Source organism: Streptomyces sp. NPDC020917, from assembly GCF_044333795.1.
Lineage (GTDB): Bacteria > Actinomycetota > Actinomycetes > Streptomycetales > Streptomycetaceae > Actinacidiphila.
Genome location: NZ_JBIRRR010000038.1, coordinates 1 through 24,505, shown reverse-complemented (window position 1 = coordinate 24,505; position 24,505 = coordinate 1). Strand labels below are relative to the sequence as shown.

Sequence of the window (24,505 nt, the reverse complement as noted above, 5' to 3'; positions counted from 1 at the left end):
GGGGGGGGGGGGGGGGGGGGGGCGGGGGCGGGCCGGGGGGGGGGGGGGGGGGGGGCCCCCCCCGGGGGGGCGGGGGCCCCCCCCGCCCCCGCGCCGGGGGGGGGGGGGGCGGGGCGCCCCCCCCCCCCGCCGGGTCCCGGTCCCGCGTCTCAGCCCTTGCTGGAGCCGAGCGACAGGCCCGCGATGAACTGCTTCTGCAGCAGGATGTAGACCACCAGCGTCGGCACCGCCGCGATCATGGCCGCGGCCGCGATCAGGTTCTGGTTGCTGACGAACTGGCCCTGCAGGTTGGCCAGTGCCGACGTCACCGGGCGCTTGTCGCCCGAGGACATCAGGGTGATGGCCCAGAAGAAGTCGTTGTAGATCCACGTCGTCAGCAAGGTGGCGAGCGCGGCGAGCGCGGGCCGGCACAGCGGCAGGGTCAGCCGCCAGAACCGGGTCCACAGCGACGCGCCGTCCACCAGCGCCGCCTCGTACATCTCGCCGGGGATGGACTTCATGTAGTTGCTGAGCACGAAGACGCAGAAGCCCAGCTGGAAGGCCACGTTGATGACGATCAGGCCGAAGATCGAGTTGTACATCAGGCCGCTGCTGGACAGGAAGTGCGGCAGCGTGATCTTCAGGTAGATCCGGTACAGCGGGGTGATGATGACCTGCTGGGGGAGCAGGTTGCCCGCCGTGAACAGGATCAGCAGGGCGATGTTGACCTTGACGTTGACCCGGGTGAGCACGAAGGCCACCCCCGACGCCAGGCACAGCACGATGATCACCGCGGGCACCGTGATCAGCACCGAGTTCCAGAAGAAGTGCAGCATGTCCGACTGGGTCCACGCGTCACGGAAGTTCTGGAACGTGATGTGGTGCGGCATCGAGACGTAGCCGTACTTGCGGGTGTCCGAGTACGGCCGGATCGCCACGTACAGGGCGAAGGCGATCGGCAGCAGCCAGAGCACCGACGCGACGATCAGGAACACCTGGGAGGCGATCTGGCCCCACGGCTTGGGCTTGGCGCCCGGTCCGGGGGTCCGCCGCGTGGGGGCGTCGACCCGGGGAAGGGTTTCGGCGCTCATGATGATTCCTCCCGGCGGAAGGTCTGGTACAGGAAGATGCTGATGGGCACGAGGGAGATGACCAGCAGCACCACGCCCAGCGCCGAGCCGAAGCCGACCCGCTGGGTCTCGCCGACGATGTTCGTCGTCACCAGGACCGACAGCAGTTCGAGTCCGTTGATGCCCTTGTTCGTGATGTAGACCAGGTCGAACGCGCGCAGCGACTCGATCACGGTGACGACCATGATCACGATGTTGATCGGCCGCATCACCGGGAAGACGATCTTCCAGAAGGTCTGCCAGGCGTTGGCGCCGTCCACCAGCGCCGCCTCGCGCAGCGACGGGTCGACGGCCTTGAGACCGGCCAGGTAGAGCACCATCACGTAGCCGGCCTGCCGCCAGGTCGCCTCCAGCAGCACCGCCCACAGGTTCAGATGGGGATTGCCCAGCCAGTCGATGGCGTTGTCGTTGCCGTTCCGCCCGATGACGGTGTTGATCAGGCCGTAGTTCTGGGAGTAGACGAACTCCCAGATGATGCCGACCAGTGCCAGCGAGAGCATGACCGGCAGGAACAGCACGCTCTGGTACATCCGGCTGCCGCGGATCCCGCGGTCGATCAGCACGGCGAAGAGCATGCCCAGCGGCGTGGCGATCACCACGAACACGGCCAGCCAGATCAGGTTGTGCCGTACCGCGGGCCAGAACTCCGGGTAGATCGTGGCGGCCTGGTGGTAGTTCTGCACGCCGTAGATGCAGCCGTTGTTGAGGATCGACGGCATGTTCGGGACGCAGGACTTGGTGTGCAGGCTGCCGACGCCGTTCCACTTGGTGAACGACAGCAGCACCGTGCCGATCGCCGGGAACCAGACGAAGGCCAGGTCGAGCAGGAGCGGGATACCGAGCAGCAGCGTGACCACGATGCGGTCACGCGTGGTCATCTTGCGCATGCGCCGACGGCGGCGGGCCGGGACTTGCGTCCTGGCCTCCGCCGCCGCCGGGTCATGCACCTGGGAGGCGGAACTCATCAGGAGTAGATCGCCTTCGCCTGGGACTCCGCGCTCTTCTGCAGGGACGCGATGTTGCCGGTGCTCGGGTCGTCGATGAACTTCTGGATGATCGATATCATCGCGTTCGCCATCGCCGGGTCCGAGTCGCGGTCCATGAACTGGGCGACCGACTTGCACTTGGCGATCTCGGTCACCGACTTCTTCTGGATCGCGTTGTACGTCGGCACCTGCAGGCCGTTGACCAGGCCGACGTCCCACTGGTCGGTCTTGAGGTACTCGGACTCGGCCGCGCCGGTGCCGATGTACTTGAGGATCGCCTTGGCGGCGTCCGGGTTCTTGGCCTTCTTGCTGAGCATGAAGCCGTCGGTGGGGGCGTCCATGTAGTCCTGGCCCCACTGCGCGTTGATCTCGGGGAAGACGAAGAAGTCCAGGTCGTCCAGGTTGGCCTTGTCCGACACGTACTGTGCGGCGACCTGGTTGGTGCCCTGGAACATCATGCCGGCCTGCTTGGCCTCCAGCGTCTTCGCCGCGTCCTGCCAGATCCGGCCGTTGGCGCCGGTCTGCAGGTACGGCATCAGCTCGGCCCAGTGCTGGAAGACCGTGTGCACGCCCTGGTCGGTCCAGGGGATCTCGTGCTTCATCAGCTTGATGTGGTAGTCGTACCCGTTGATCCGCATGTTCAGGATGTCGAACGTGCCGAGCGCGGGCCAGCCGTCCTTGTCCGCGAACGCGATCGGGATGATGCCGTCCGACTTCATCTTCTTGGCCAGCTGCACGTACTGGTCCCAGGTGGTCGGGACGCTGTAGCCCTTGGCCTTGAAGACGCTCTTGTTGTAGAAGACGACCCACGGGTAGTTGTAGATCGGCACCAGGTACTGGTGGCCGTCCAGGCCCGTGGAGAGCTGCTTGGCCGCGGGGCCGAAGCTGCTGCCGATCGTCTCCCAGACGTCGTCGATCGGCTCGGCCAGGCCCTGGGCGGCGAAGTACTGCATGCGGTAGCCGGCGAACCAGGTGAACAGGTCGTCCGGGGTGCCCTGCAGGTAGCTGGTGATGTTCTGCTGGAAGGTGTTGTGGTCGACCGTGTTGACCTTGATCTTCGCCTTGGTCGACGCGGTGGCGGCCGTGGTGAGCGCGGCGAACGCGGACTTGGCGGCGGGGTCGGAGTAGTTCGACCCGAACGTCACCGTGCTGCCGGCCACCGGCGACGATCCGCCGGACTTCTTCTTGTCGTCCGAGCTGGAGCTGCTGCAGGCCGTCAGCAGGCCCCCGGAGACCGCGGCGAGGCCGGCGGCTCCGGCCACTCCTCGCAGCAGGTTCCTGCGCGTCGGGGAGCTCATTCCCTGAGCGTTGCTTCCCGACGACTCGACGTCCGACATGGTGCCTCCATGTGTGTGTGGGCGTATCTGGGGGGCCGAAGGCGAATGCTGGCGGAGCGGAGGTTTCTGGCGGCTCCAGCACCGATCCGTTTCCAACAGAAGTCACCAAGATGAAACGCCATCGCAACTGCAGGGGTAGTTCTACGCCACATGCACAAGGTCGTCAACGCCCTGATCCGGATGAGTTGCCGGACCGTGATGTGCCGCCTGTGTTGGAACATGTTTGCTTCCGGTCGGGCAGTGAACCGACGCGGACCTCCCAACGTACCGGCCGTCACTCCCTTTGCGGCCAGCGGGCGGTGGCCGGTTCCGCCCGCGGTGGGGAGCGGCCGTGTGCGGGTCGGTCCGCCCGCCGTTCCGCTGGCCGGTCTGCGACGGCCCGGACGGTGGCCGGAACTCGCATTGCGGGCGATCCCTTTTCCCCAGGCCGCCCGCGCCGCCGCGGCCGGTGAAAGGCGACTGACGCCCGGATAACCGGAGTGAATCCGAGTGAATCAGAGTGAAGCAGAGTGAATCAGATGGAAGACAGTGAATCGGAGCGAAGCCGAAGGAAGCAGAGGGAAGCCTGAGGAAGCTCAAGGAAGCCGAATGAAGGCGAAGGAAGCCAGCGGAATCAGATGGAAGCCGAAGGAAGCAGAAGGAAATGTCCGTTCTGGGCCGCGCCCGCCTCCCCCCGGAGGCCGAGGACGGGGCGGGAAGCGGCCGAATGACCGGCAGATCAGCGGCTCATCCGGCGAAGAACGGGCGATCCGGTGCTCGAAACGCGGCAGGAGGAGAGATCATGCACGGGGGAATCCCGCACGGGGGCGGCCGCGGCCGCCTCCGCCGGCGTCCCCTGTCCCGGCCGACGCCCGAAAGGCTCCCATGAAAGCTGAGTCCGCCCCGCCCGCAGACGCCCCGTTCACCCGGATCCTCGGGGTCGGCGCCTACCGCCCGCGCCGCGTCGTGGACAACGCGGAGGTGTGCCGGTACATCGACTCCTCCGACGAGTGGATCCGCTCGCGCACGGGCATCGTGACGCGCCGCTGGGCCGAGCCGGACGAGACGCTCGGCGTGATGGCCGAGCAGGCCGCGAACAAGGCCATCGCGGCGGCCGGCCTGGCCCCGGCCGACATCACCTGTGTCATCGCCGCGACCTTCACCCACCTCATGCAGACGCCGGCCGTCGCCACCGAGATCGCGCACCGCATCGGCGCGACCGGGGCTCCCGGGTTCGACATCTCCGCCGGCTGCGCGGGCTTCGTGCACGGCGTGGTGCTCGCCTCCGACGCGGTGCGCGCCCGCGGCGGCAACGTCCTGGTGGTGGGCGTGGAGCGGATGTCGGACATCCTCGACCTGACCGACCGGTCCACCGCCTTCATCTTCGGCGACGGCGCCGGAGCGGTCGTCGTCGGCCCGTCCGCCACCCCCGGCATCGGCCCGGCCGTGTGGGGAGCCGACGGCTCGCAGGCCGACGCCATCCGGCAGAGCGTCCCCTGGGACACCCTGAAGAAGGATCCCGGGCATCCCTTCCCGGCCCTGCGCCAGGACGGCCAGCGGGTCTTCCGGTGGGCGGTGTACGAGATGGCCAAGGTGGCCGGGCAGGCACTGGAGGCCGCGGATGTGGCCCCCGAGGAGCTGGACGCGTTCATCCCGCACCAGGCCAACGCCCGCATCATCGACAGCATGACCCGCTCGATGGGCCTGCCGGCCCGGGTGACCGTCGCCAAGGACATCGTCACCAGCGGCAACACCTCGGGCGCCTCCATCCCGATGGCGATGGAGGCGGTGCTCTCCTCCGGCGCCGCGGTCTCCGGCGGCACCGCCCTGCTGCTGGGCTACGGCGCCGGTCTCTCGTACGCCGCGGTGACCGCCGTCCTGCCCTGATGTGAACCCGCGGCCAACGGCTGCGTCACACCTGACCCGCTTTCCGCACTCATAGGGGTGCAGGAGACGTCGCGGAAAGCGGGGAGTACGTGAGAGCACTGGTCAAAGCGCCGGCCGGGGAGTGCGCACTGAGCCTCGGCCCGGTCGACGAACCGGACCCCGGCCCGGGTCAGGCGCTGGTCGCGATCCGGGCGGTCGGCGTCAACCGCGGAGAACTGACCGTGCTGGGCTCCCTGCCGCCCGGCGCGCGGATCGGCCGGGACATCGCCGGCACCGTGCTGAGCCCCGCCGCCGACGGCAGCGGGCCGCCGGCCGGCAGCCGCGTCGTGGGCCTGGCGGCCTGCGACGGATGGGCCGAGCGCGCCGCCGTGGACGTCGGCCGGCTCGCCGTGATTCCCGACGGCATCGGCTGGTGCGGGGCCGCGGCGCTGCCCGTCGCCGCGCTCACCGCCCACTACGCGCTGGAGCGCGCCGGGTGGCTGCTCGGGCGCCATGTGCTGGTCACCGGCGCCGGCGGCGGCGTGGGCCGGGCCGCGGTCCAGCTCGCCGCGGCCGCGGGCGCCCGGGTCACCGCCTGGGTCGGGCGGCCGGAACGCGGCGCCGGGCTGGAGGCGCTGGGCGCCGACCACGTGGCCGAGTACGGAGCACCCCACCGCCGCCCGGTGGACGTCCTGCTCGACGGCTGCGGGGGAGAGGTGCTCACCCGGGCCCACCGCACGCTGGCGCCCGGCGCCCAGGTCGTCTGCTACGGCAACAGCTGCTTCTCCGAGCTGCGGCTGCCCGCCGGCTGGGGCCAGGACTGCCCCGGGGTGAGCCTGCACCACCTGGACCTGCGGGCCGAGGTGCTCCGCCGGCGCGTCGGCCGGGACCTGGCGTTCCTGCTGCAGCTCGTCGTCGAGGGGCGGCTGGACCCGCAGGTGGCGCTCACCAGCCCCTGGACCGACCCGGAGCCGGTGCTGGACGCCCTGCGGGGCCGCCGGCTCAACGGCAAGGCGGTGCTCACCCTGTGACGCCCGCCCCGCGGGCCGCCGTCCCCTGCGGGGCGGTGGCGGCCGGGCGCGGGTCAGTCCGGTGCGGAGGAGGGGGCCGCACGGGACAGCACGAGGCGGCGGTGGTCGTGGACCACCGCCGCCTGGTGTCTACGCCCCGGCGGGGCGGGAGTCCGACGGCCGCCGGCGTTGTCAGGGACGCAGGCGCCCGGGGCCGCCTCGGCCGGGGAGCTGTACGGCGAGCATGGCAGAGGCCGGCGGGCCGGCAGCGAGAACCGGCCAGGATGATCGCGCTCTCTGCGGCCCGCGGCCGACCCTCGACCCGTCCCGCGGGCACCCCTGTGCTGGCGGTCCGCCCGCCGTACCCGGGGGCGGTGCGAAACGCCTCAGGGCCGCGATGGCCGAAACATGCCCCGCCGCTGCGGACGGTGCCCCGGCGGCCCGGGGCAGCGCCCGTCCCTGGCCGTCGCGTTGGACCGTATTCCGTCAGCCGGCCGCCGCGAGGGCCACCTCCAGGCGCGGGCCGACGTATTCGCGCAACCAGGCGAGGCGCTCGGCGTCGTACCCGCGGGGCACGACCTCGGCGAGCATGATCAGGTACAGGTAGCAGCGGTAGAGGGCGATGCGGCGCAGCGCCGGGGCGTCGAGGTCCGCGGTGCCGCCGCCCGCCCGGTAGCCCGCCAGGAAGGCCGGGTCGCTCTCGGCGTCGCCGAGGAACAGCGACAGCGAGGCGAAGTCCGCCAGCGGGTCGCCCCAGAACATCCGCTCGCCGTCGATGAGCCCGCTGACGGCGCGCTCTCCCGCCGGCCCGTCGAGCAGCACGTTCCCCGGCCACAGGTCGAAGTGCACCAGCGCGGGAACCGTCACCTCGTCCAGCACCTTCGAGGCGGCGGCCAGGCGGGCGCGCACCCCGGGGGCGGGCAGCGGGAGCCACGAGCCGTACCGCTCGGCGTCGTCGAGGACCGCGCCGGTCATCGCGCCGAACGCCGCCGCCCAGGTCGCGTGCCCGGGGCCCGCGGACGGCGCCGGGTAGCCGAAGGCCGGGCCGGTCACCGTGTGCAGCCGGGCCACCAGCGTGCCGAGTTCGGTCCGCAGCCGCGCGTGCTCGGCCTCCGTCATCCCTTCGGCCACGTCCCACCACGGCACCCCGGGCAGGTGCGTCATCAGCAGGTACGGGTCGCGGCCCGGACCCTCGGCCGGCTCGGCGTGGACCACGCGCGGCGCGGGCACCCCGACGTCCGCCGCCGCGTTGTAGAACAGCGCCTCGCCGCACAGCAGTTCCGCCTCGTAGCTCAGCCGCGGGAGGTCGGCGGGCGGCGGCACCTTGAGCACCAGCCGCTCCCCGTCGCCGAGTTCGACGGTGAACAGCCCGTTGTAGGTGCCGCCGGTGAGCGGGGTGATCTCCCTGACCGCGCCTGCGGCCTGCCGCGCTCCGGCGGCGGCCGCCCGTGCCAGGAACCCGCTCACCCGCTCGTCCGTGACCGTCATCAGCCCGCCCCCTCAGCCCCGTTGCTCCGCGTCCGGGCCGCCACCTTACGCGGTCGCCAGCCCCCAGCCGAGGGCGGCCGCGGCGGCGATCACGTACAGCGCGGCGGCGGACCGCACCACCCGCTCCTGGCGCCGCCGCGACCAGCCGGTGCGGGAGACCAGCCAGGCCAGGGCGGGCAGCACCAGCACCGCGTGCAGGCTCACGCCGTGCAGCGGCTTGAGATCGCCGGTGGAGTGGTAGGCCGCCTCCTGGTGCCCGGTGCGGGTGTCGGCCACCCCGCGGGCGATCATCGCCGCACCCGACAGCAGCCCCACGAGGAGCAGCGCGAACCCGGCCCGCAGGGCGAGCGGCATGCCGGCCGGACCGTCCGGCCGGTGCCGGAACGCCGCGACGGCGAAGGTGCCGAGGACCACCACCAGGAGTGCCCCGCCGACGGCCAGCGACATGGCGATCGCGGAGTCGGCGGGCGTCTCCATGTCGAAGTGCGACGGGCGGTGCCGCCATGCCTGCACGGTGATCCCGGCGACCTCCAGCACGCAGTCGGCGGTGAACAGCCCCAGCAGCACCGTCCTGGCGCGGGCGCCGATCCGCAGGTACGACGTCACCCAGGCGACGGCGAGCAGCGTCAGGCCGAAGGACACCCCGAAGGTGAACGGTTTGCGCCACGACACCGGGCCGTCCCACGGGCCCCCTGCCACCGCGAACACGAGCAGGTGGAACAGGCCGGACACGACCAGGGCCGCACCCACAGCGCAGGCGGCGCGCTCCACCGGCCGGGCGCGGCGGGCGGCGGCCGTCACCGAGGCGGCGGCGCGGGTCGGGGAAGGGGCGATCGGGACGGCGGACACGGGGCGGCTCCTTCTCGGGACGGGGGCGACGGGCTCGGGACGGCGGCGAGGGGACGCCGGAGCCCGGCAGTCGGCGTGGCGGCGGCCCGCGGCGCCGGGGCCGGCGCACCGAACCTAGGGCGCCCGCCGCCGCGCGGTCGTCGTCGCCCGGGAGGCATCGGGGCTGCGCCCGCAGGAGTACGGGCGCCGCGGCAGGCGCAGCGGGGTGAGGGTGCGGCGGGCGCCGTGGAGGACCCTGCGGCCCGGCGCCGCAGGCAGAGCCGGTGCGGGAGCCGGAGCCAGGGCCGGAGCACGTGCCCGCCACACGGCCTAATGCTGTGGCGGCTCGCCCGGGACCTCCGTAGAGAGGACTCAGACAAGCACCCGTGCCAGGGCGCCGGCGGCCCGCGCCGGCGGCGGTCCGGCCGGGCAGGGAAGGGAGCGCCATGACCCAGGGCGGGCAGATCGCCGAGCCGCAGGAGGAGACCGGTGCCGGGGGCCCGGGCGGCGACGGCCGGCGCCCGGCGCGCCGCCGCCGCAGGCTGCTGCCGTGGAAGCACCGGCGGGATCTGGACCCCACCCAGCTGCGCCGGCGGCGGATCGTGGTGCGCAGCCTGCTCGCGGTGACGCTCGTGTGCCTGGGCAGCCTCGGCTGGTCGGTGGGCCGGGCGCTGACCTATCCCGGCAAGGACAGCACCGCCGCCCGCCTCGCCGAATGGGCCCGCGACCACGAACTCGGCTTCGTCGTCAACAAGTTGGAGGACTGGCAGTACCGGATGAACCCGCCGAAGGTCGGCGGCACCCTGTCGCCCGAGGCCCTGGCCCGGATGAACGACACGGCGCCCGCCGAACCGCAGCCCGCCCACGTCGCCGCCCAGCCGCTGATCCCGCTGCGGGCGCCGATGAAGCCGCTGGTCAGCCCCGGACTGCCCGGCGAGGGGGTGTACCGGACGCTGGCCAGCGCGCACGGCGATCCCGTCGTGCAGGGCACCTACGTCCGCCCGGACGCCGAGCACACCTCCTACGAGGCGGCGGTGGCCTGGATCAGCGGCAAGTACGCGCGCTTCCAGCTGCACCCCGGCTTCCGCGAGCCGGGCGGCACCTTCGACGTGCCGCCGACCATCCCCAAAGGGCAGCGCACCGGCCTGGTCGCCACCTGGAACGGCGGCTTCCGGGTCACCGACGGCGGCTCCCGCGGCGGCTTCTTCCTCGACGGGCAGACCGCCGGTGAACTGCGCGACGGCACCGCCTCCGAGGTCTTCTACCGCGACGGCTCGATGAAGATCGGCGTCTGGGGCCGCGACGTGCGGATGACCCCGGACGTGGTCGGCGTCCGCCAGTGCCTGGAGCTGATGGTCGACGGCGGCCGGGTCGTGCCCGACATCGATGACGACTCCAAGTGGGGCGTGAGCGACCAGAGCAAGATGTACGTGCCGCGCTCGGGCGTCGGCGTCACCGCCAAGGGCGACATCATCATGGTCGTCGGGCAGGCGCTCAACGCCCGCAGCCTGGCCGAACTCATGCAGCGCGCGGGCGCGGTGCGCGCCATGCCGCTGGACATGAACCGCGCCTGGCCGTCGTTCATGTCCTACGACGGCACCAAGGACCCGTCGAACCCCAAGCCCACCAACATCCTGGACTTCGAGGACCCGCCGGACCGCTACTACGTCCAGGCCACCCGTGACTTCGTCGCCGTCTACGCCCGCTGACCGCTCCCGCGCGGCAGCGACCGGCACCGCAAGGCCGGTCCGCGGCACGGGCCGTTCCGAAGCCCCGAACCCCCCGGGATCCCCCGGAAATGCGGTGCCGGTCGCGGGGGCGCACGCCGTAGGCTCGACCCATGGCCGGTCATGAGGGAGAGCCCAGCGGCAGCGTCCGCGTCGACAGCTGGATCTGGTGCGTGCGCCTGACCAAGAGCCGGTCGCTGGCCGCGGCCGCCTGCAAGGCCGGTCACGTGCGGGTCAACGGCGAGCGGGTCAAGCCCGCGCAGGCCGTGCGCGTCGGCGACGAGGTACGGCTCTACCACGCGGGACGCGAGCGGGTCGTGGTCGTCTCCCGGCTGCTCGCCAAAAGGGTGGGCGCGCCGGTGGCCGCCGAGTGCTTCGTCGACAACAGCCCGCCGCCGCCCCCGCGCGAGGACGCGTTCGCACTCGGCGTGCGCGACCGCGGCACCGGCCGGCCGACCAAGCGGGACCGGCGCGAGATGGAGCGGCTGCACGGACGCTCCGCGGGGCCCCGGCGCCCCTCGGCGGGCTGAGCTCGGCCGCCGATTGCGCTGAGCGCGGTCAGTACGACTGAAGCTCGATCAAAGTGCCCTCCGGGTCGCGGAGATGGGCGGTGCGCATCGTGGGACCCCAGTCCGGGCGGTCGGTCGGCGGGACCACCGGGCGGGCGCCGTGGGCCAGGCACAGCCGGTAGCCGGCGTCCACGTCCTCTACCCGGCTGACGAGCATCGCCGCGTCCTGTGCGGCCGGCGGCTCGGCGGACAGGTCCGCGGTGCCCACCACCGCGGCCATCGCCGCCCGGTCGAACAGCATCACCGCGCCCTGCGCCCCCACGTCCCAACTGGCGTACGGGCCCTGGACGTCGCCCCGGGTGCGGGAGGCGCCGATCAGCTCCGGCAGCACCGCGTCGTAGAAGCGGAAGGCCGCCGCGAAGTCGCGGACCAGCAGGCGCGGGTGGAGTGCGTCCATGGGGACCTCCGGGGTCGGTGGCAGGGGCGGCGACACCCGGAATTGATGGGTGTGCACCAATGATAGGTATCACCCTATGATAGGCCCATGGACGCCTCGGCCCGGACGACACCCCCGACACTGACCGCCCACACCGTCTACCTGCTGTCCAGGACGGGCAAGGCGGCACGCGGTGCGCTCGCCGGCCGGCTCGCCGAGCAGGGACTGCGGCTGTGGCACATGGCCGTCCTCGCGGCTCTCGCCGACTTCGGGCCGCACGCCCAGCGGGAGCTGGCCGACCGGCTGGCCATCGACCCCAGCGACGTGGTGAAGGTGGTCGACGAGCTGGCCGCGCCCGGCTACGTCGAGCGGTCCCGCGACCCCGCGGACCGCAGGCGGGTGCGGGTCGCCCTCACGCCGGCCGGGCGCACCGCGCTCGCCGCTCTGGAGCGCGAGACCGAGGCGGTGCGGGACGCCGTCCTCGCCCCGCTCGACGCGCGCGAACGGGCCACCCTGCACGCGCTGCTGAGCAGGGTGTACGCCGGTCTCGGCGGATCCTCGACCCCGTAAACTTGCAGTGCTAGTTTGCGAGGGCGGCCACCACCGCAGCGACCCACCGCAAGCGGCAGCACCCGCGCCGGACCAGTACCCGAGGAGCCCACGATGCGCCCAGTCCACTTCGCCGCCGCACGCCGCACCCCGATCGGCCGGCTGCGCGGCGCGCTGTCCACCGTGCGCCCCGACGATCTGGCCGCCACCGTGCTGCGCGGCCTGCTGGCCGACGTGCCGGGCCTGGACCCCGCCCGCGTCGACGACGTCTACTGGGGCGCCGCCAACCAGGCGGGCGAGGACAACCGGAACGTGGCCCGGATGGCCGTGCTGCTCGCCGGCCTGCCCGACAGCGTGCCCGGCGCGACCGTCAACCGCCTGTGCGCGTCCGGCATGGAGGCGGTCACCAGCGCGGCCCGCATGATCGCCGCCGGCGAGGCCGACATCGTGGTGGCGGGCGGCTCGGAGTCCATGAGCCGCGCGCCCTTCGTGCTGCCCCGCCCCGACGAGGCGCTGCCGCGCGCCATGCAGACCTTCGACACGCGCCTGGGCTGGAGGCTCACCCACCCGCGGATGGCCGAGTTGCACGGCGTGCTGTCCATGGGCGAGACCGCCGAGGAGGTCGCGGAACGCCACGGCGTCGACCGCGCCGACCAGGACGCCTTCGCGCTGCGCTCGCACCGGCTGGCCGCCGCCGCCCGCAAGGACGGCCTCTTCGACGCGGAGATCCTCCCGGTCACCCGCCCGGACGGCGTGGTGGTGAGCGAGGACGAGTGCATCAGGGAGGACACCACCGCCGAGCGGCTGGCCGCGCTCAAGCCGGTGTTCCGCGCGGGCGGCACCGTCACCGCGGGCAACGCCTCGCCGATGAACGACGGTGCCGCCGCACTGCTGCTGGTCAGCGAGGAGGTGCTGGACGAGCTCGGCCTGGAGTCCCTCGGGCGGTACGCGGCCGGCGCCAGCGCCGGCGTCCACCCCGACGTCATGGGCATCGGGCCGGTCCCCGCGACCCGCAAGGTCCTCGACCGGCTCGGCCGCGGCATCGACTCCGTCGAGGAGGCCGAGTTCAACGAGGCGTTCGCCGCCCAGGCCCTGGCCAGCGTCCGCGCCCTGGGCATCGACCCGGAACGGGTCAACCCCACCGGCGGCGCGATCGCCCTCGGCCACCCGCTGGGCTGCTCCGGGGCGCGGATCCTGACCACGCTGCTGCACCGCATGCGGCGCACCGGCGCGCACCGCGGCCTGGCCACCATGTGCGTCGGCGTCGGCCAGGGGTCCGCGGTCCTCGTCGACCGCTGAGCCCGCCCGGCCCGGACGCGACGCCCCGCCGACCTGCCCCGCTACTCCACCTCGATGCCGTGGTCGTGGAGCAGCGCGGTCAGGGCGGCGGGCCCGCCGTAGCCCCGACCGCCGGCGACGAACGTCCAGTCCCCCGAAGGGCGGCGCCGGAACGACCCCAGGACCAGGGCGGTCTCGCCCGGCCGCCCGTCCGCGACCTCCAGCCGGTCCACCTCGGTCCCCGCGGGATCGGTCAGGCGGATGCGGGCCCCGGTGAAGCCGGTCAGATCGGCGTCCGGGTCGGCCTCCGGATCGACGGCGGCGACCAGCACCACCCGGTCCGCCTCGGCCGGCAGCCGCTCGAAGTCCACCCAGAGCGCCGCCTTGTCCTCGCCCAGCCCCGGCATCATCCGCACGCTGCCGTCCGGCGTGCGGGTGTTGTTGTAGAAGACGAACCGGTCGTCGTCCAGCGCCCGCCCGCCGCGACAGACCAGCGCGCACACGTCGAGCCGCACGCCGCCGTCCCACCCCAGGCCCAGCACGCTGGCGTCGGGCTCGTCGTCGGGCCCGGACGTCGCCGCGGGACCCTCGGCGGGGGAGGGACGGCCCGGGCCCAGCCGCCCGCGCAGGCCGTGCTGGTGGAGCAGCTCCACCAGGTCCGTGCCGGACACCAGGGTCAGCGGCTTGCCGTGCGCGAAGGTGTGGGACGTCGGGCCGAAGCCCGACGTCGTGATCAGCACGCCCTTGTTGGCGCCGACGCTCTGCACGGTGCCGTACAGGTCGCGCACCGCGCTCGGCGAGACGGTGTTGCGGTACCGCTTGACCTGCACCACGATCGTGCCGCCGCGGATCGGGTCCGGGTCCAGCGCGTCCACGTCCACGCCGCCGTCGCCGGAGCGGACGGTCGTCACCGCCTGCATGCTCATCGCCCGGAACAGCTCGGCGACCAGCTCCTCGAACTCCAGCGGGTCCATGGCCAGCAGGTCCGGCTCCTCATCGCCGCCCTGCGCCGCCACCCGGTGTCCCGTCGCGCCCGGCAGCCGCACCGGCGGGACCTCCGCGCGCCGGTCGGGGCGCGGCGACAACCGCCCGCCCAGTGCCTGCTCCAGGCACTCCACCGCGTCGACCTGCGCGAGGTTGAGGGCGGTGAAGTCTCGCCGGTCCACCAGGACCGACGCCAGGAAGACCTGCGCCCGGTGCCCGGTCGCCGGATCGGTCTCGTCCACGAAGCCGTTCAGCGCGACCGACTCCACCACGCCCGGCCGGTCCGCGCCGAACACCTCCCGCAGCACCAGAAGCACGCACTGCGCCAGCACGTCCCGGTAGGCGGCCCGGCGTTCCGCGACCGGCCGTGCCACCTCCTTGTCCCGGTCCGCGCCGGGCATGTAGCGCACCGAAGCGGCCTGCGGCACGACACCGGGCCCGGGCAGCTCCCAGGCGAGAAGGAGCCGCCGCTCCGGTGCCTCGAACGACGCCGACAACTGCCGCGGCAGGCCCTGCGGCCAGGCACGCGAGGCGTACAGCACCGCCGTCATGTACTCCTGGACGGCGTCGGGCTCGGCGCGGCCCGCACCTTCCAGCAACTCCTGCACGCCCGCGTTCTGCCGGCGTATCTCCGCCCGCCGCTGCCCCGCCCAGCGGTCGTACTGCTCCCGGTACGCGGCCAGCCGGCGCTGCCGCTGCTCCTCCGCGGCGCGGGCGGCCTGAAGGTCGCTCGTGTACTGCGCGCGGGCCGCCTCCTCCTGGGCCCTGCGGCCGCCCCAGCCCGCCCGCTGCTGCGGCACGTAGTGCTCGGGCCGGGGCATCCGTATGGGTTCGGCGAGCGGGCCGGGCGCGAACGGCTCCAGCTGCTCCGGCGTCAGCAGATCGGCGGGCGTGAACGCGGGGACCGCGCAGCCGGCCCGCAGCAGACCGGCCAACTCCGCCATCCTGGCGTCGAGTTCGTCGGTGCGCCGGCGGGCGTCGGCCTCCCGGCGGCTGCGGTACTCGGCCTGCTGCTCCCTGCGGCTGCGGGCCAGCGCGCGTTCGGCCGCGCGCTGCTGACGCTCCGCCTCGCGCTGCTGCTGCACCAGCGCACGCTGCTGGGCCTCCGCCTGGCGCTGCCGCTGGCGCTGGACCTCCGCCCACGCGGACCCCACCCCGGTCGAACGACGGCTCATGCGCTGGCGGCTCCCTCTGGACGCGGACGCGGACTTCGGCGGCCGGCTGCACCGCCTGCCCGGGGGCAGCCGGGCAATCGACCCTATCGCCGGGTGAACGGCCACGTCACCGCGGCGGTTCCGGCGACGGCCGGTCCGGCCGGAACCGGCGGCCGCACCGTGCCGGCCGCCGGTCCCGCGTGCGCCGCGGGCCGCCGCCTCAACTCGCCCGGCCGGCGCTCCTGCGGCGCAGCACCAGCACCGACACCCCGGCCGCGACCGCGAGGCCGCCGCCGATGTACCAGGCCGTCGCCGACGTGGTCGAGCCGTGGGCGGACGCGGGGGAGGCGGGGAGGTTGCCGGTGGCCGTGGCCTTGCCGGCCTCGTCCGCCTCGTCGGCCCGGCCGGCCTCCCGGGCCTGCTTGGGCGCGGTGGCGGGGCCGGCCTGCTGGTCGTGCTTGGTGCCCGGCGCCGCCGCCGAGGCACCCTGCAGGCCGGCGGGCTGCGCGGTGTTGAGGGTGCCGACCGAGGTGGTCCGGCCGGCCGCCTCGAAGCCCCAGTCGAGGAGTTCGGCGGCCTCGTTGTACACCGCGTTGAGCGCGCCGGACTGAGGGTTCATCACCGTGGTGATCAGGGTCCGGCCGTCCCGGCGTGCCGCGGCGATCAGCGTGTTGCCGGCGTTGGTGGTGTAGCCGTTCTTCACGCCGATGAGCCCGGGGTAGGGCGTCACGCCCTTCTCCCCGGTCAGCAGCCGGTTGGTGTTCTCGACGCCGAAGGAGTCGACGTAGTTGCCGTGGGCGTCGTAACCGCCGGGGAAGTCGACGGACTTGGTGGAGCAGTAGTCGGCGAAGTCGGCGTTCTGCAGCCCGGCGCGGGCGAACACGGCGAGGTCGTACGCCGACGACACCTGCCCGGGCTCGTCGTAGCCGTCGGGGGAGACCACGTGGGTGTCCTCGGCGCCCAGCATCCGCGCCTTGGCCTGCATCTCGGAGACCGTCTGCGACACCGACCCGTTCATGTGGGCCAGCACGTGGACGGCGTCGTTCCCGGAGGCGAGGAACACCCCGTGCCACAGGTCGGCGACGGTGTACGTCTGGCCGGCCTGGATGCCGACCAGGCTGCTGCCCGCGCCGATGTCGGCCAGGTCGGAGTCGGTCACCTTGTGCGTGGTGTCCCGGGAGAAGCGCGGCAGGACGGTGTCGGCGAACAGTGTCTTCAGCGTCGAGGCGGGCGGCAGCTGGCGGTGGGCGTTCTTGGCGGCCAGCACCTGTCCGGTCGTCGCGTCCGACACCAGCCAGGACAGGGCGGACAGGCCGGACGGCACGTCCGGCGCGCCGGAGTGCGGTTCGGCGTGCACGCCGGGTTCGAAGAGCAGCGCGCCGCCCCCGGCCATCGAGACGGAGGACGGGGACCCCTGCGAGCCCTGGCCGTCGCCGTCGTCGGCGAGAACCGGGCCCGCGGCGGGCACCACGGACAGGGCGCACAGCGCGCAGGCGGCGGCAACGGTCACCGCGGTACGGGGAAACGGCCTGGTCAGGGCCCGGACAGAGCGGTGCAAAGGGGGACGGAAGGCAGTCATGCGATCACCGTATGAACGCCTCCGCGGGACGGCGCGGCGACGGGCGCCATCCGGATGAGGTCCGGTAAGGCGAAGGGTGACGGACCGTCGGGGCAAGCCGACACGCCGTCACATCGCCTGGGGAATGGCGCGCCGGGGGCTGACGGAGGCCGCCCCGCGGGCGGGTGAGCCACCGTCAGCAGCGGGTCGATCCGCCCGCGGACGCGCCGCGGGATCCTCCGGCGCGGGCCGGCCGCACACGGCCCCGACCAGGGCCGTTGTCGTGGCGGCAGCTCGCGCCGGCTAGCTTGCGCCGGTCACCTTGCGCCGGTCAGCTCGCGCATCTCGTCGCGCGCAGGCCGCGTCGCGCCCGTGGCCTCGCGGCGTCTCAGCCGGAGCCGGTCAGGTCCCGCAGGCCCGCGGCCACCGCGTCCTCGTCCAGCGGCGTCGGCGTCGCCTTCATCACGGCCGCGGAGACCGGGTCCACCACGCCCCCGATCCCGCGGTCCATCGCGGCCTTCAGATAGCGCACCGCGTCCAGCACGTTGCCCGCGGCGCTGGGGGAGTCGTCGACCTCCATCCGCAGGTCGACCTCGACGGGCGTGCCGCCGAACGCCTCGCCCTGCACGCGGATGAACGCGACCTTGCGGTCGCCGAGGAAGGGGATGAAGTCGGCGCCCACATGCATCGCGGGCCCGCTGCCGCCCGGGGCGCCGCCGGCCAGCGCGCCCTGCGCCTTCGTGGCCTTCTTGGTGGCCATCCGCTCCGGGTCCTGCATGTTCAGGAAGTCCATGTTGCCGCCGCCGAGCAGCTGATAAGTGCTGTGCAGGGCAACGCCGTTGCGCTGCAGCACATCCATCAGCGCCCGGTGCAGCAGCGTCGCCCCGAACTGGCTCTTCAGGTCGTCGCCGGCCAGCGGCAGCCCGGCCTCCTCGAACTGCCGCGCCCACCGCGGCGAGCGGGCGATCACCGCCGGGATGCAGTTGACGAAGGCGCAGCCGGCCAGCAGCGCGGCCCGCGCGTACAGTTCGGACGCGGCCTGGCTGCCGACCGGCAGGAAGTTCACCAGCACGTGCGTGCCGGACTCCCGCAGCCGCCCGGCGACGTCCTCGGCGGTGGCGGCGCCCCGGGCGTCGAACTGCCCGGAGGCGCTGCGGCCGACCCCGTCGGACAGCGCGCCCTCGGTCACGGGCACGCCCAGGTGCGGCACTTCGGCGAAAATGCGCGCGTTGTTGGGCGCGGCCCGGATCGCCTCCGACAGGTCCCGGCCGGTCTTGGCGGTGTCGACGTCGAACGCGGCGGTGAACCGGACGTCGCCGACGGCGTACCCCGCGCACACCGGGTGCCGCAGCCCCGGTGTGCCCTCGGGCGCGTCCCGGTAGAACGTGACGCCCTGCACCAGCGAGGACGCGCAGTTGCCGATCCCGACGATGCCGACGTTCACCCCGCCAGCGGCGGCGCCCCCCTCGGTCGCGGCCCTCACACGTCCTCCCCGATCTCGAGGTGCAGCAGGAAGTCGTCGAAGCGGTGGACGCCCGGGCGGCCGCCGACCTCGGCCAGCGCCCGGCGCAGGTCCCGCAGTTGGCCGACGGTCATCTGCAGCGGCGGCTCGTCCGGCTGGTGGGTGGTGCCGCGCGGGTAGTCGTCGCCCGGCGTCGTCGTCATCTCGACGTGGCAGCCCAGCAGATGGGTCACCGGGTGCCGCTCGCAGAACGCCAGCAGCCGGTCGACCGTCGCGGTGTACGCGGCCAGATCCCGGACGTACAGGTGGCCCGGGTACAGGGTGTCTCCGGTGAACAGCAGCCCTGTGCGCCGGTCGTGGAACACCGTCGCCGCCGCCTCGTGGCCCGGGCCGGGGAGCACGTCCACGATCCGGCCGCCGCCCAGGTCCAACTCCGCGTCGCCGTACGGCCATTCGGCCAGACCGTAGAAAGCGGCCACCGCCTCCTGGTCGTGACCCACCACGACCGTGTCCGGCCGGTCCGCGAACTGCCCGTCGCCCGCCACGTGGTCGCCGTGGCCGTGGGTGTGCGCGACCACCAGGCCGTACGAGGACCGCGGATGCCCGGCCAGCCATCCGGCGACCGCCTCGTCGACCGTCCGGCGCAGCGGGAAGTGCGCCGGATCCGCCGTCGCCCCGGTGTCCAGCAGCAGCGCCCGCTCGGCGCCGAACAGCAGGAACAGGAACGGCGCCTCGAAGTGCACCGACATGTTATGGCGCAGGATCAGGGTGCTGTCGTCGTAGGCGTGGACCTGGATCTCGGGCGCCGGATCGTGCTTGGCCGACGGCCAGCCCGCATGCCAGCGCACGTCGAGCCCGGCCGGCTTGTGTGCGGTCATCCGACGACCCTACCCGGCGCCCCGCCGAGCACCTCGGCCAGCAGCCGGTAGGACTCCAGCAGCTCGGAGCGGTCGTACGTGCTGGTGGTGACCAGGAACTCGTCGGCCCCGCTGCGGGCCAGCAGCGACTCCAGGGCCTTGGCGACGTCCTCGGGCGCGCCGTGCACGTGCCCGCCCATCGCCTCCTCGAAGCGGTCCCGCTCCGGCCCGGTCATGGTGCGTGCCGCGATCGCGTCCGCCGGATCGAGGGCCGGGAAGACGCCGTGCGTGCGGGAGTAGGCCGTCGACCACGCCTCCGGCACCAGCAGCCGCCTGGCCTGCTCGCCGGTCGCGGCCACCGCGACCGTGCCCGACAGCACGACGTACGGCTCGGCCGCCCAGACCGACGGCCGGAACGCGGCGCGGTAGCGGTCCACCGCGCGCAGCATCGCCTCCTCGCCGCGGATGCCGCCGATCACCAGCGGCAGGCCCTGCGCGGCGGCCAGTTCCGCGCCGCTGCCGGTGGCCAGCAGGAACGGCTGCGGCCGCAGCCCCTCCGCGGGCCAGGCGTGGACCTGCGGATGGGCACGCTGCTCGGCGGTGAACCAGCCGAGCAGTTCGGTCAGTTGGGCGTCGAACGCGGCCGCCTCGTCCTTGCCGGCCCCCAGCGCTTTCCTGATCCCGCCGGTGAAGCCCACCGAGCGGCCCAGGCCCATGTCGATCCGGCCCGGGTACAGCGATTCCAGCACCCCGAACTGCTCGGCGACCACCAGCGGCCGGTGGTTGGGCAGCATCACCCCGCCGGTGCCGACCCGGATCCGGGAGGTGGCCGCGGCGACCGCCGCGGCGAGCACCGTCGGCGCCGACCCGGCGACGCCGGGCACGCTGTGGTGCTCCGAGACCCAGAACCGGTGATAGCCCAGCGCCTCGACGTCCCGGGCCAGGGCCACGGTGTCGCGCAGCGCCCGCGGCCCGCCCGGCTGCCCCTGCCGCTGCTCCGGCCCGCCGGGATCGCGGCGGACGCGGGAGCGGTCCAGTACGGAGAACGGGGTGTCGCGCAGTACGGAGCTCACCTACGTCTCAACACTCCCTCGGCGACGGGATTCCCCGTCACCGTCCGTGCCCGCCCGGGCACTCTTGTGGCTGCGCGTCGCGCGGGCCTATCTTTGGCCCGCCCGGCACACGGGTGTTCGGCAGCCCCAGGCCACTGCGGCCGGTCCTGGAGAGGACGCGCACCATGCCCTTACGCGGACGCCACCGCCGTTACCGCCCCAGCCGGGTGTCGCAGGCTTCGCTCACCGTCACGGCGAGCGGCGCGGGACTCGCCCTCCCGCTCGTCGGCCTCAGCACCGCGCACGCCGCCACCGCGGGCGTGTGGGACAAGGTCGCCGCCTGCGAGTCCTCGGGGAACTGGCAGATCAACACGGGCAACGGCTACTACGGCGGGCTGCAGTTCGCGTCCAGCACGTGGAAGTCCTTCGGCGGCGCGGTGTATGCCGCGCGCGCGGACCTGGCCACCAGGAACCAGCAGATCGCGGTGGCCGAGCGGGTGCTGCGCAGCGAGGGCCCGGGCGCCTGGCCGGTCTGCTCGGTGCAGGCCGGGCTGACCCGACAGGTCGCGACCTCCTCGCACACCGTGCAGGTCCCCGCCTCCAAGGTGCGGTCCGCCGCCCACCGCACCGCGGCGGCCCGGAAGGCCGAGGTCGAGCCCGCGGGCAGGACGCCGTCAGCGGCCAGGGCCGCGCAGCAGGCGCCGGCACACCCCGCGGGACACGACCACTACACCGTCGTGCGCGGCGACACCCTGTCCGGGATCGCCGAGGACCATCATGTGGCCGGCGGCTGGCCGCAGTTGTACGCCGACAACAAGCCGGTCGTCGGCAGCGACCCCGACCTGATCTTCCCCGGCCAGCGGCTGGCCATGCCCTCGTCGGGGGCGAAGGCGAAGCCGAAGGCGGCGCCCAAGGCAGCGCCTGGCAAGGCTGCGCCGGCCAAGGCGGAACCGCCGAAGACCGCGCACAAGTCCGCCCCGCACCCGGCGAGCACCACCAAGCCGAAGCCGAAGCCCAAGCCCAAGCCGGCGGCCAGGTCTGCCGCCAAGCCGGCCGGGACGCACACCCTGGAGCGCCGGACCGCGCCCGCCTCCGCACCCGTGCGTACCGGGTACACGCTCCCTGTCGCACACGCGCCGATCGGCACGGCGTACCACGCCTCGGGCAGCAGCTGGGCGAGCGGCTACCACACCGGCGTGGACTTCCTGGTCTCCACCGGGACCTCCGTCCACTCGGTGGCCGCCGGGCGGGTCGTCACCGCCGGCTGGGGCGGGTCGTACGGCTACCAGATCGTCATCCGGCACGCCGACGGCCGCTACAGCCAGTACGGCCACCTGTCGCAGATCTCGGTGAAGGTCGGTCAGCAGGTCAACGAGGGCCAGCGGATAGGGCGTTCGGGCGCCACCGGGAACGTCACGGGGCCGCACCTGCACTTCGAGATCAGGACCGGCCCCGACTACGGCGACGACATCGACCCGCTGCGCTACCTGCGCTCGCACGGCGTGTCCGTCTGAGACGGCGGCGGCCGGCCCTCCGGCCGGCCACCTCCGGCGAACGCCGCGAGCGGCGGAAGCGCCAGGGCCAGCCAGCAGCCGGCGAACAGCCAGCCGCCCAGGACGTCCGTCGGCCAGTGCACCCCGAGGTACACCCGGGTGGCGCCGATCAGCAGCGCCGCCACCCCGCACACCGCGGCCGCCGCCCGGCCCGCGGGCCCCGGCAGCGCCCGCAGCAGGCCCCAGGCCAGCACCCCCGCGGCCATCGCGCTCGACGCGCTGTGGCCGGACGGGAACGCGTAGCCCGAGGCGTGCGCCGCCCAGTCCGCGGCCGGCGGCCGGGCGCGGCGGAACACCGCCATCAGACCGGTGCGCACCAGCTGCCCCGCCAGCAGCACCAGAACGGCCAGCAGGGCGCTCGGCACCCCGCGGCGTGCGGTCCGACCGCCGCCCAGCCAGCCGCCGACCGCCGCCGCCAGATAGGGGTAGGGGCCGGTGCCCGCGGCCGTCACGGCCCGAGCCGCGGCCGCCCAGCCGTGCGGCCGGTGCCGCACCGACCAGCGGTGCGGCCCCGTGTCGACCGCGTAGGGCGTGCCGTGCCGGCTCAGCACCACCGCCGCGAGCACCGCGAGCGCCACGGCGAGACCGGCCGGCAGCAGCAGCCGCCGGCCGGTCGGCAGGTGCAGGCGGCCGGGCAGGTCGGCGACCGCACGCGGGAGCCGCACTACGGCCGCTGGACCGGCACGTTGTCCTGCACCCGCTTGGGGTCGGTGACCGCGACCGGCGCGAGCGCCTCCTCGATCCCGGCCATCACCTCGGCGTCCAGCCGCACGCCCGCGGCCTTCGCGTTCTCCGCGACCTGCTCAGGACGGGAGGCGCCGACGATCGCCGCCGACACGTTCGGGTTCTGCAGCACCCAGGCCACCGCGAGCTGCGCCATGGTCAGCCCGGTGTCGGCGGCCAGCGGCTCCAGCAGCTGCACCCGCTCCAGCAGCTCGTCGCGCATGTAGCGGCCGATCATCGACGCGCCGCCCTTGTCGTCGGTGGCGCGCGAGCCGGCCGGCGGCTCCTGGCCCGGCCGGTACTTGCCGGTCAGCACGCCCTGCGCGATCGGCGAGAACACGATCTGGCCCATGCCGAGCTCCTCGCAGGCCGGGACCACCTCGCCCTCGATGATCCGCCACAGCGCGGAGTACTGCGGCTGGTTGGACACCAGCGGGATGTGCAGCTCGCGGGCGAGCGCGTGCGCCCGGCGGATCTGGTCCGCGGTCCACTCCGAGACGCCGATGTAGTGCGCCTTGCCGGAGTGCACGACGTCGGCGAACGCCTCCATCGTCTCCTCCAGCGGCGTGAACCGGTCGAACCGGTGGGCCTGGTAGAGGTCGACGTAGTCGGTCTGGAGGCGGCTGAGGGAGTTGTCGATGGACTCCCTGATGTGCTTGCGGGACAGGCCGCGGTCGTTGTGGCCGGGACCGGTCGGCCAGAACACCTTGGTGAAGATCTCCAGGCCCTCGCGTCGTTCGCCCTTCAGCGCCCGGCCGAGTACCGACTCGGCGCGGGTCCCCGCGTAGACGTCCGCGGTGTCGAACGTGGTGATGCCGACGTCCAGGGCGGCGCGGACGCAGGCGGTCGCCGCGTCCTCCTCCACCTGGGAGCCGTGGGTGAGCCAGTTGCCGTAGGCGATCTCGCTGATGATCAGGCCGCTGCGGCCGAGATGACGGTATTCCATGGTCGCGACTCTAGATCGTGCAGGTGGCGGCCTGCGACGGGGAGCCGCCCAGGGCCGGGAAGCGGCCTCAGCGGTTGGCCGGCGTGGTCAGCAGATAGGGGTCCCCGGCGCGCGAGCGGTGCCGGGTGGACTGCCAGCCGCGGGCGGTCAGCAGTTGCGCGCACCGGTCGAGCGCGTCCGCCGACGGCGTGGGGGACCACGAGATTTCGGCCGTTCCCGGGTGGGGGGAGGCGGCGACGCGGTAGCCGGAGGCGCCGGGCGAGCCGGGCCGGGCCGGCGGGCAGCCCGCCGCCTCCAGGGCCAACGCCACGGCGTGCACGACGCGTTCGCGCTCCCAGGGGGCGGGCCGGGTGGTGACGCCGTCCATCAGCACGGACCGGATCTGCAGCAGGCCCTCCCAGGCGGTGGCGACCTCGGCCGCGCGCCGGGCGGGGTCGGTGGGCGCGGTCGCGCCCGAGCCGTCGTCCGCGGTGAAGGAGCCGCCCGCCGGGGCGGGCGGCTCGGCGCCGGGCGCCTGCTCCTGCGTGGCACCGGCCTCCGCGAGTTCGGCCCGCAGCCGGCGTCCCTCGGTGGTGAGGTAGTGGCTGTGGTGGCCGCCGCGGCCGTGCGGGACCGCGAGCCCGGCCGCGACCAGCGCCGCGCACACCGCCGGGGGCGCTTTCACCCGTCCGGTCTCCGGGTCCGCCCCCCGCACCGCTCTTCGACCCGCGACGCCCAGCCCCTTGCTCATCCCCCGACTCTAGGCCCCACCTCCGACACCCCTCACCTGCGGCGAGCACCCCCCACCAACCGTGCGACGGCGACGCTGCCCTGTCGGGGGCGCGAGCAACTGCGCGCACAGCCACGCACGGGCCGTGTGACGGCGACGCTGCCCTGTCGGGGCAGGGACGTGCCCCGTCAGGGGCGCGGGGTCCCCCAGAGCTGCGCCTGGGAGGTGCCCCCAGCGCGCCCAGCCCATCTGCGGGCCGCGGGTCGTCACCGTCCCGAAGGGGCAGTTCGGTCCGTTCCGGACCACCGGGCGGGGCAGGGACGTGCCCCGTCAGGGGCGCGGGGTCCCCCAGAGCTGCGCCTGGGAGGTGCCCCCAGCGCGCCCAGCCCATCTGCGGGCCGCGGG

21 protein-coding genes are annotated in these 24,505 nt (G+C 74.0%); 7 read left to right on the top strand and 14 right to left on the bottom strand.

Annotated features, from left to right (window positions below; translation table 11 throughout):
- Positions 1-149: 149 nt before the first annotated feature.
- The 3 genes from ACH4TG_RS40310 to ACH4TG_RS40300 form a co-directional block, all read right to left on the bottom strand.
- Complete coding sequence (locus ACH4TG_RS40310) at positions 150-1,070, bottom strand: carbohydrate ABC transporter permease (protein WP_398248189.1); 921 nt, start codon at positions 1,068-1,070, stop codon at positions 150-152.
- The gene (locus ACH4TG_RS40305; protein ID WP_398248187.1) at positions 1,067-1,987 is read right to left on the bottom strand and encodes a carbohydrate ABC transporter permease; all 921 of its coding nucleotides are present in this window, start codon (positions 1,985-1,987) and stop codon (positions 1,067-1,069) included. Before ACH4TG_RS40305 ends, ACH4TG_RS40310 begins: the two co-directional genes overlap by 4 nt.
- Positions 1,988-2,073: 86 nt before the next feature.
- Positions 2,074-3,393, bottom strand: a complete 1,320-nt coding sequence (locus ACH4TG_RS40300; protein WP_398248185.1) for an ABC transporter substrate-binding protein — start codon at positions 3,391-3,393, stop codon at positions 2,074-2,076.
- A 903-nt stretch (positions 3,394-4,296) separates the two neighbouring features.
- Between ACH4TG_RS40300 and ACH4TG_RS40295 the strand changes: the two genes are divergently transcribed.
- The gene (locus ACH4TG_RS40295) at positions 4,297-5,298 is read left to right on the top strand and encodes a beta-ketoacyl-ACP synthase III (protein WP_398248183.1); all 1,002 of its coding nucleotides are present in this window, start codon (positions 4,297-4,299) and stop codon (positions 5,296-5,298) included.
- Between the two features lie 89 nt (positions 5,299-5,387).
- Positions 5,388-6,308: a zinc-binding dehydrogenase gene (locus tag ACH4TG_RS40290; protein WP_398248181.1), complete on the top strand. Its 921-nt coding sequence runs from the start codon at positions 5,388-5,390 to the stop codon at positions 6,306-6,308.
- A 465-nt stretch (positions 6,309-6,773) separates the two neighbouring features.
- Here ACH4TG_RS40290 and ACH4TG_RS40285 read toward each other — a convergent pair whose 3' ends face one another.
- Both ACH4TG_RS40285 and ACH4TG_RS40280 read right to left on the bottom strand, forming a co-directional pair.
- Complete coding sequence (locus tag ACH4TG_RS40285; RefSeq protein ID WP_398248179.1) at positions 6,774-7,775, bottom strand: phosphotransferase family protein; 1,002 nt, start codon at positions 7,773-7,775, stop codon at positions 6,774-6,776.
- Positions 7,776-7,820: 45 nt separating this feature from the next.
- On the bottom strand, positions 7,821-8,624 hold the full coding sequence (locus ACH4TG_RS40280) for a hypothetical protein (RefSeq protein ID WP_398248177.1): 804 nt from the start codon (positions 8,622-8,624) through the stop codon (positions 7,821-7,823).
- 425 nt (positions 8,625-9,049) lie between these two features.
- On the opposite strand from ACH4TG_RS40280, the gene ACH4TG_RS40275 reads away from it, so the two are divergent.
- Together ACH4TG_RS40275 and ACH4TG_RS40270 are read left to right on the top strand one after the other, a co-directional pair.
- Positions 9,050-10,312 (top strand): phosphodiester glycosidase family protein, encoded by a 1,263-nt coding sequence (locus tag ACH4TG_RS40275; RefSeq protein WP_398248175.1) that lies wholly within the window; start codon positions 9,050-9,052, stop codon positions 10,310-10,312.
- A 131-nt stretch (positions 10,313-10,443) separates the two neighbouring features.
- Positions 10,444-10,860, top strand: a complete 417-nt coding sequence (locus ACH4TG_RS40270) for an RNA-binding S4 domain-containing protein (RefSeq protein ID WP_398248173.1) — start codon at positions 10,444-10,446, stop codon at positions 10,858-10,860.
- A 28-nt stretch (positions 10,861-10,888) separates the two neighbouring features.
- Here the strand turns inward: ACH4TG_RS40270 and ACH4TG_RS40265 are convergent, their stop codons facing one another.
- Entirely contained in the window at positions 10,889-11,296 is a 408-nt protein-coding gene (locus ACH4TG_RS40265; protein WP_398248171.1) for a VOC family protein, read from the bottom strand.
- A gap of 87 nt (positions 11,297-11,383) precedes the next feature.
- Here ACH4TG_RS40265 and ACH4TG_RS40260 point away from each other — a divergent pair, with 87 nt between their 5' ends.
- Positions 11,384-11,845 carry a MarR family winged helix-turn-helix transcriptional regulator gene (locus ACH4TG_RS40260; RefSeq protein WP_398248169.1) on the top strand — a complete coding sequence of 154 codons (462 nt, stop codon included), beginning with the start codon at positions 11,384-11,386 and terminating at the stop codon, positions 11,843-11,845.
- 93 nt (positions 11,846-11,938) lie between these two features.
- Positions 11,939-13,123 (top strand): thiolase family protein, encoded by a 1,185-nt coding sequence (locus ACH4TG_RS40255; protein WP_398248167.1) that lies wholly within the window; start codon positions 11,939-11,941, stop codon positions 13,121-13,123.
- 41 nt (positions 13,124-13,164) lie between these two features.
- Here the strand turns inward: ACH4TG_RS40255 and ACH4TG_RS40250 are convergent, their stop codons facing one another.
- The 5 genes from ACH4TG_RS40250 to ACH4TG_RS40230 all read right to left on the bottom strand — a co-directional run bounded on the left by ACH4TG_RS40250 (position 13,165) and on the right by ACH4TG_RS40230 (position 20,190).
- The gene (locus tag ACH4TG_RS40250) at positions 13,165-15,261 is read right to left on the bottom strand and encodes a restriction endonuclease (RefSeq protein WP_398248165.1); all 2,097 of its coding nucleotides are present in this window, start codon (positions 15,259-15,261) and stop codon (positions 13,165-13,167) included.
- Between the two features lie 199 nt (positions 15,262-15,460).
- Entirely contained in the window at positions 15,461-16,750 is a 1,290-nt protein-coding gene (locus tag ACH4TG_RS40245; protein ID WP_398248163.1) for a D-alanyl-D-alanine carboxypeptidase family protein, read from the bottom strand.
- Between the two features lie 436 nt (positions 16,751-17,186).
- On the bottom strand, positions 17,187-18,281 hold the full coding sequence (locus tag ACH4TG_RS40240; protein WP_398248161.1) for an inositol-3-phosphate synthase: 1,095 nt from the start codon (positions 18,279-18,281) through the stop codon (positions 17,187-17,189).
- A complete protein-coding gene (locus ACH4TG_RS40235) occupies positions 18,278-19,138 on the bottom strand; it encodes an MBL fold metallo-hydrolase (RefSeq protein ID WP_398248159.1) in 861 nt (286 codons plus the stop codon). Before ACH4TG_RS40235 ends, ACH4TG_RS40240 begins: the two co-directional genes overlap by 4 nt.
- Positions 19,135-20,190 (bottom strand): MsnO8 family LLM class oxidoreductase, encoded by a 1,056-nt coding sequence (locus ACH4TG_RS40230; RefSeq protein ID WP_398248157.1) that lies wholly within the window; start codon positions 20,188-20,190, stop codon positions 19,135-19,137. The genes ACH4TG_RS40235 and ACH4TG_RS40230 overlap by 4 nt, the downstream gene beginning before the upstream one ends.
- Positions 20,191-20,354: 164 nt before the next feature.
- Between ACH4TG_RS40230 and ACH4TG_RS40225 the strand changes: the two genes are divergently transcribed.
- Positions 20,355-21,683: a transglycosylase family protein gene (locus ACH4TG_RS40225; RefSeq protein ID WP_398248155.1), complete on the top strand. Its 1,329-nt coding sequence runs from the start codon at positions 20,355-20,357 to the stop codon at positions 21,681-21,683.
- Here the strand turns inward: ACH4TG_RS40225 and ACH4TG_RS40220 are convergent.
- The 3 genes from ACH4TG_RS40220 to ACH4TG_RS40210 form a co-directional block, all read right to left on the bottom strand.
- Complete coding sequence (locus ACH4TG_RS40220; protein ID WP_398248154.1) at positions 21,653-22,387, bottom strand: phosphatase PAP2 family protein; 735 nt, start codon at positions 22,385-22,387, stop codon at positions 21,653-21,655. The genes ACH4TG_RS40225 and ACH4TG_RS40220 overlap by 31 nt on opposite strands.
- The gene (locus ACH4TG_RS40215) at positions 22,387-23,391 is read right to left on the bottom strand and encodes an aldo/keto reductase family protein (protein WP_398248152.1); all 1,005 of its coding nucleotides are present in this window, start codon (positions 23,389-23,391) and stop codon (positions 22,387-22,389) included. Before ACH4TG_RS40215 ends, ACH4TG_RS40220 begins: the two co-directional genes overlap by 1 nt.
- 67 nt (positions 23,392-23,458) lie before the next feature.
- Positions 23,459-24,121: a hypothetical protein gene (locus tag ACH4TG_RS40210; RefSeq protein WP_398248150.1), complete on the bottom strand. Its 663-nt coding sequence runs from the start codon at positions 24,119-24,121 to the stop codon at positions 23,459-23,461.
- Positions 24,122-24,505 lie beyond the last annotated feature (384 nt).

What these genes read in the sequence shown, in the direction of transcription:
- ACH4TG_RS40310 (WP_398248189.1), bottom strand. Translation starts at nt 1,070, where the DNA reads ATGAGCGCCGAAACCCTTCCCCGGGTCGACGCCCCCACGCGGCGGACC.
- ACH4TG_RS40305 (WP_398248187.1), bottom strand. Translation starts at nt 1,987, where the DNA reads ATGACCACGCGTGACCGCATCGTGGTCACGCTGCTGCTCGGTATCCCG.
- ACH4TG_RS40300 (WP_398248185.1), bottom strand. Translation starts at nt 3,393, where the DNA reads ATGAGCTCCCCGACGCGCAGGAACCTGCTGCGAGGAGTGGCCGGAGCC.
- ACH4TG_RS40295 (WP_398248183.1), top strand. Translation starts at nt 4,297, where the DNA reads ATGAAAGCTGAGTCCGCCCCGCCCGCAGACGCCCCGTTCACCCGGATC.
- ACH4TG_RS40285 (WP_398248179.1), bottom strand. Translation starts at nt 7,775, where the DNA reads ATGACGGTCACGGACGAGCGGGTGAGCGGGTTCCTGGCACGGGCGGCC.
- ACH4TG_RS40275 (WP_398248175.1), top strand. Translation starts at nt 9,050, where the DNA reads ATGACCCAGGGCGGGCAGATCGCCGAGCCGCAGGAGGAGACCGGTGCC.
- ACH4TG_RS40270 (WP_398248173.1), top strand. Translation starts at nt 10,444, where the DNA reads ATGGCCGGTCATGAGGGAGAGCCCAGCGGCAGCGTCCGCGTCGACAGC.
- ACH4TG_RS40265 (WP_398248171.1), bottom strand. Translation starts at nt 11,296, where the DNA reads ATGGACGCACTCCACCCGCGCCTGCTGGTCCGCGACTTCGCGGCGGCC.
- ACH4TG_RS40260 (WP_398248169.1), top strand. Translation starts at nt 11,384, where the DNA reads ATGGACGCCTCGGCCCGGACGACACCCCCGACACTGACCGCCCACACC.
- ACH4TG_RS40255 (WP_398248167.1), top strand. Translation starts at nt 11,939, where the DNA reads ATGCGCCCAGTCCACTTCGCCGCCGCACGCCGCACCCCGATCGGCCGG.
- ACH4TG_RS40250 (WP_398248165.1), bottom strand. Translation starts at nt 15,261, where the DNA reads ATGAGCCGTCGTTCGACCGGGGTGGGGTCCGCGTGGGCGGAGGTCCAG.
- ACH4TG_RS40235 (WP_398248159.1), bottom strand. Translation starts at nt 19,138, where the DNA reads ATGACCGCACACAAGCCGGCCGGGCTCGACGTGCGCTGGCATGCGGGC.
- ACH4TG_RS40225 (WP_398248155.1), top strand. Translation starts at nt 20,355, where the DNA reads ATGCCCTTACGCGGACGCCACCGCCGTTACCGCCCCAGCCGGGTGTCG.
- ACH4TG_RS40215 (WP_398248152.1), bottom strand. Translation starts at nt 23,391, where the DNA reads ATGGAATACCGTCATCTCGGCCGCAGCGGCCTGATCATCAGCGAGATC.
- ACH4TG_RS40210 (WP_398248150.1), bottom strand. Translation starts at nt 24,121, where the DNA reads ATGAGCAAGGGGCTGGGCGTCGCGGGTCGAAGAGCGGTGCGGGGGGCG.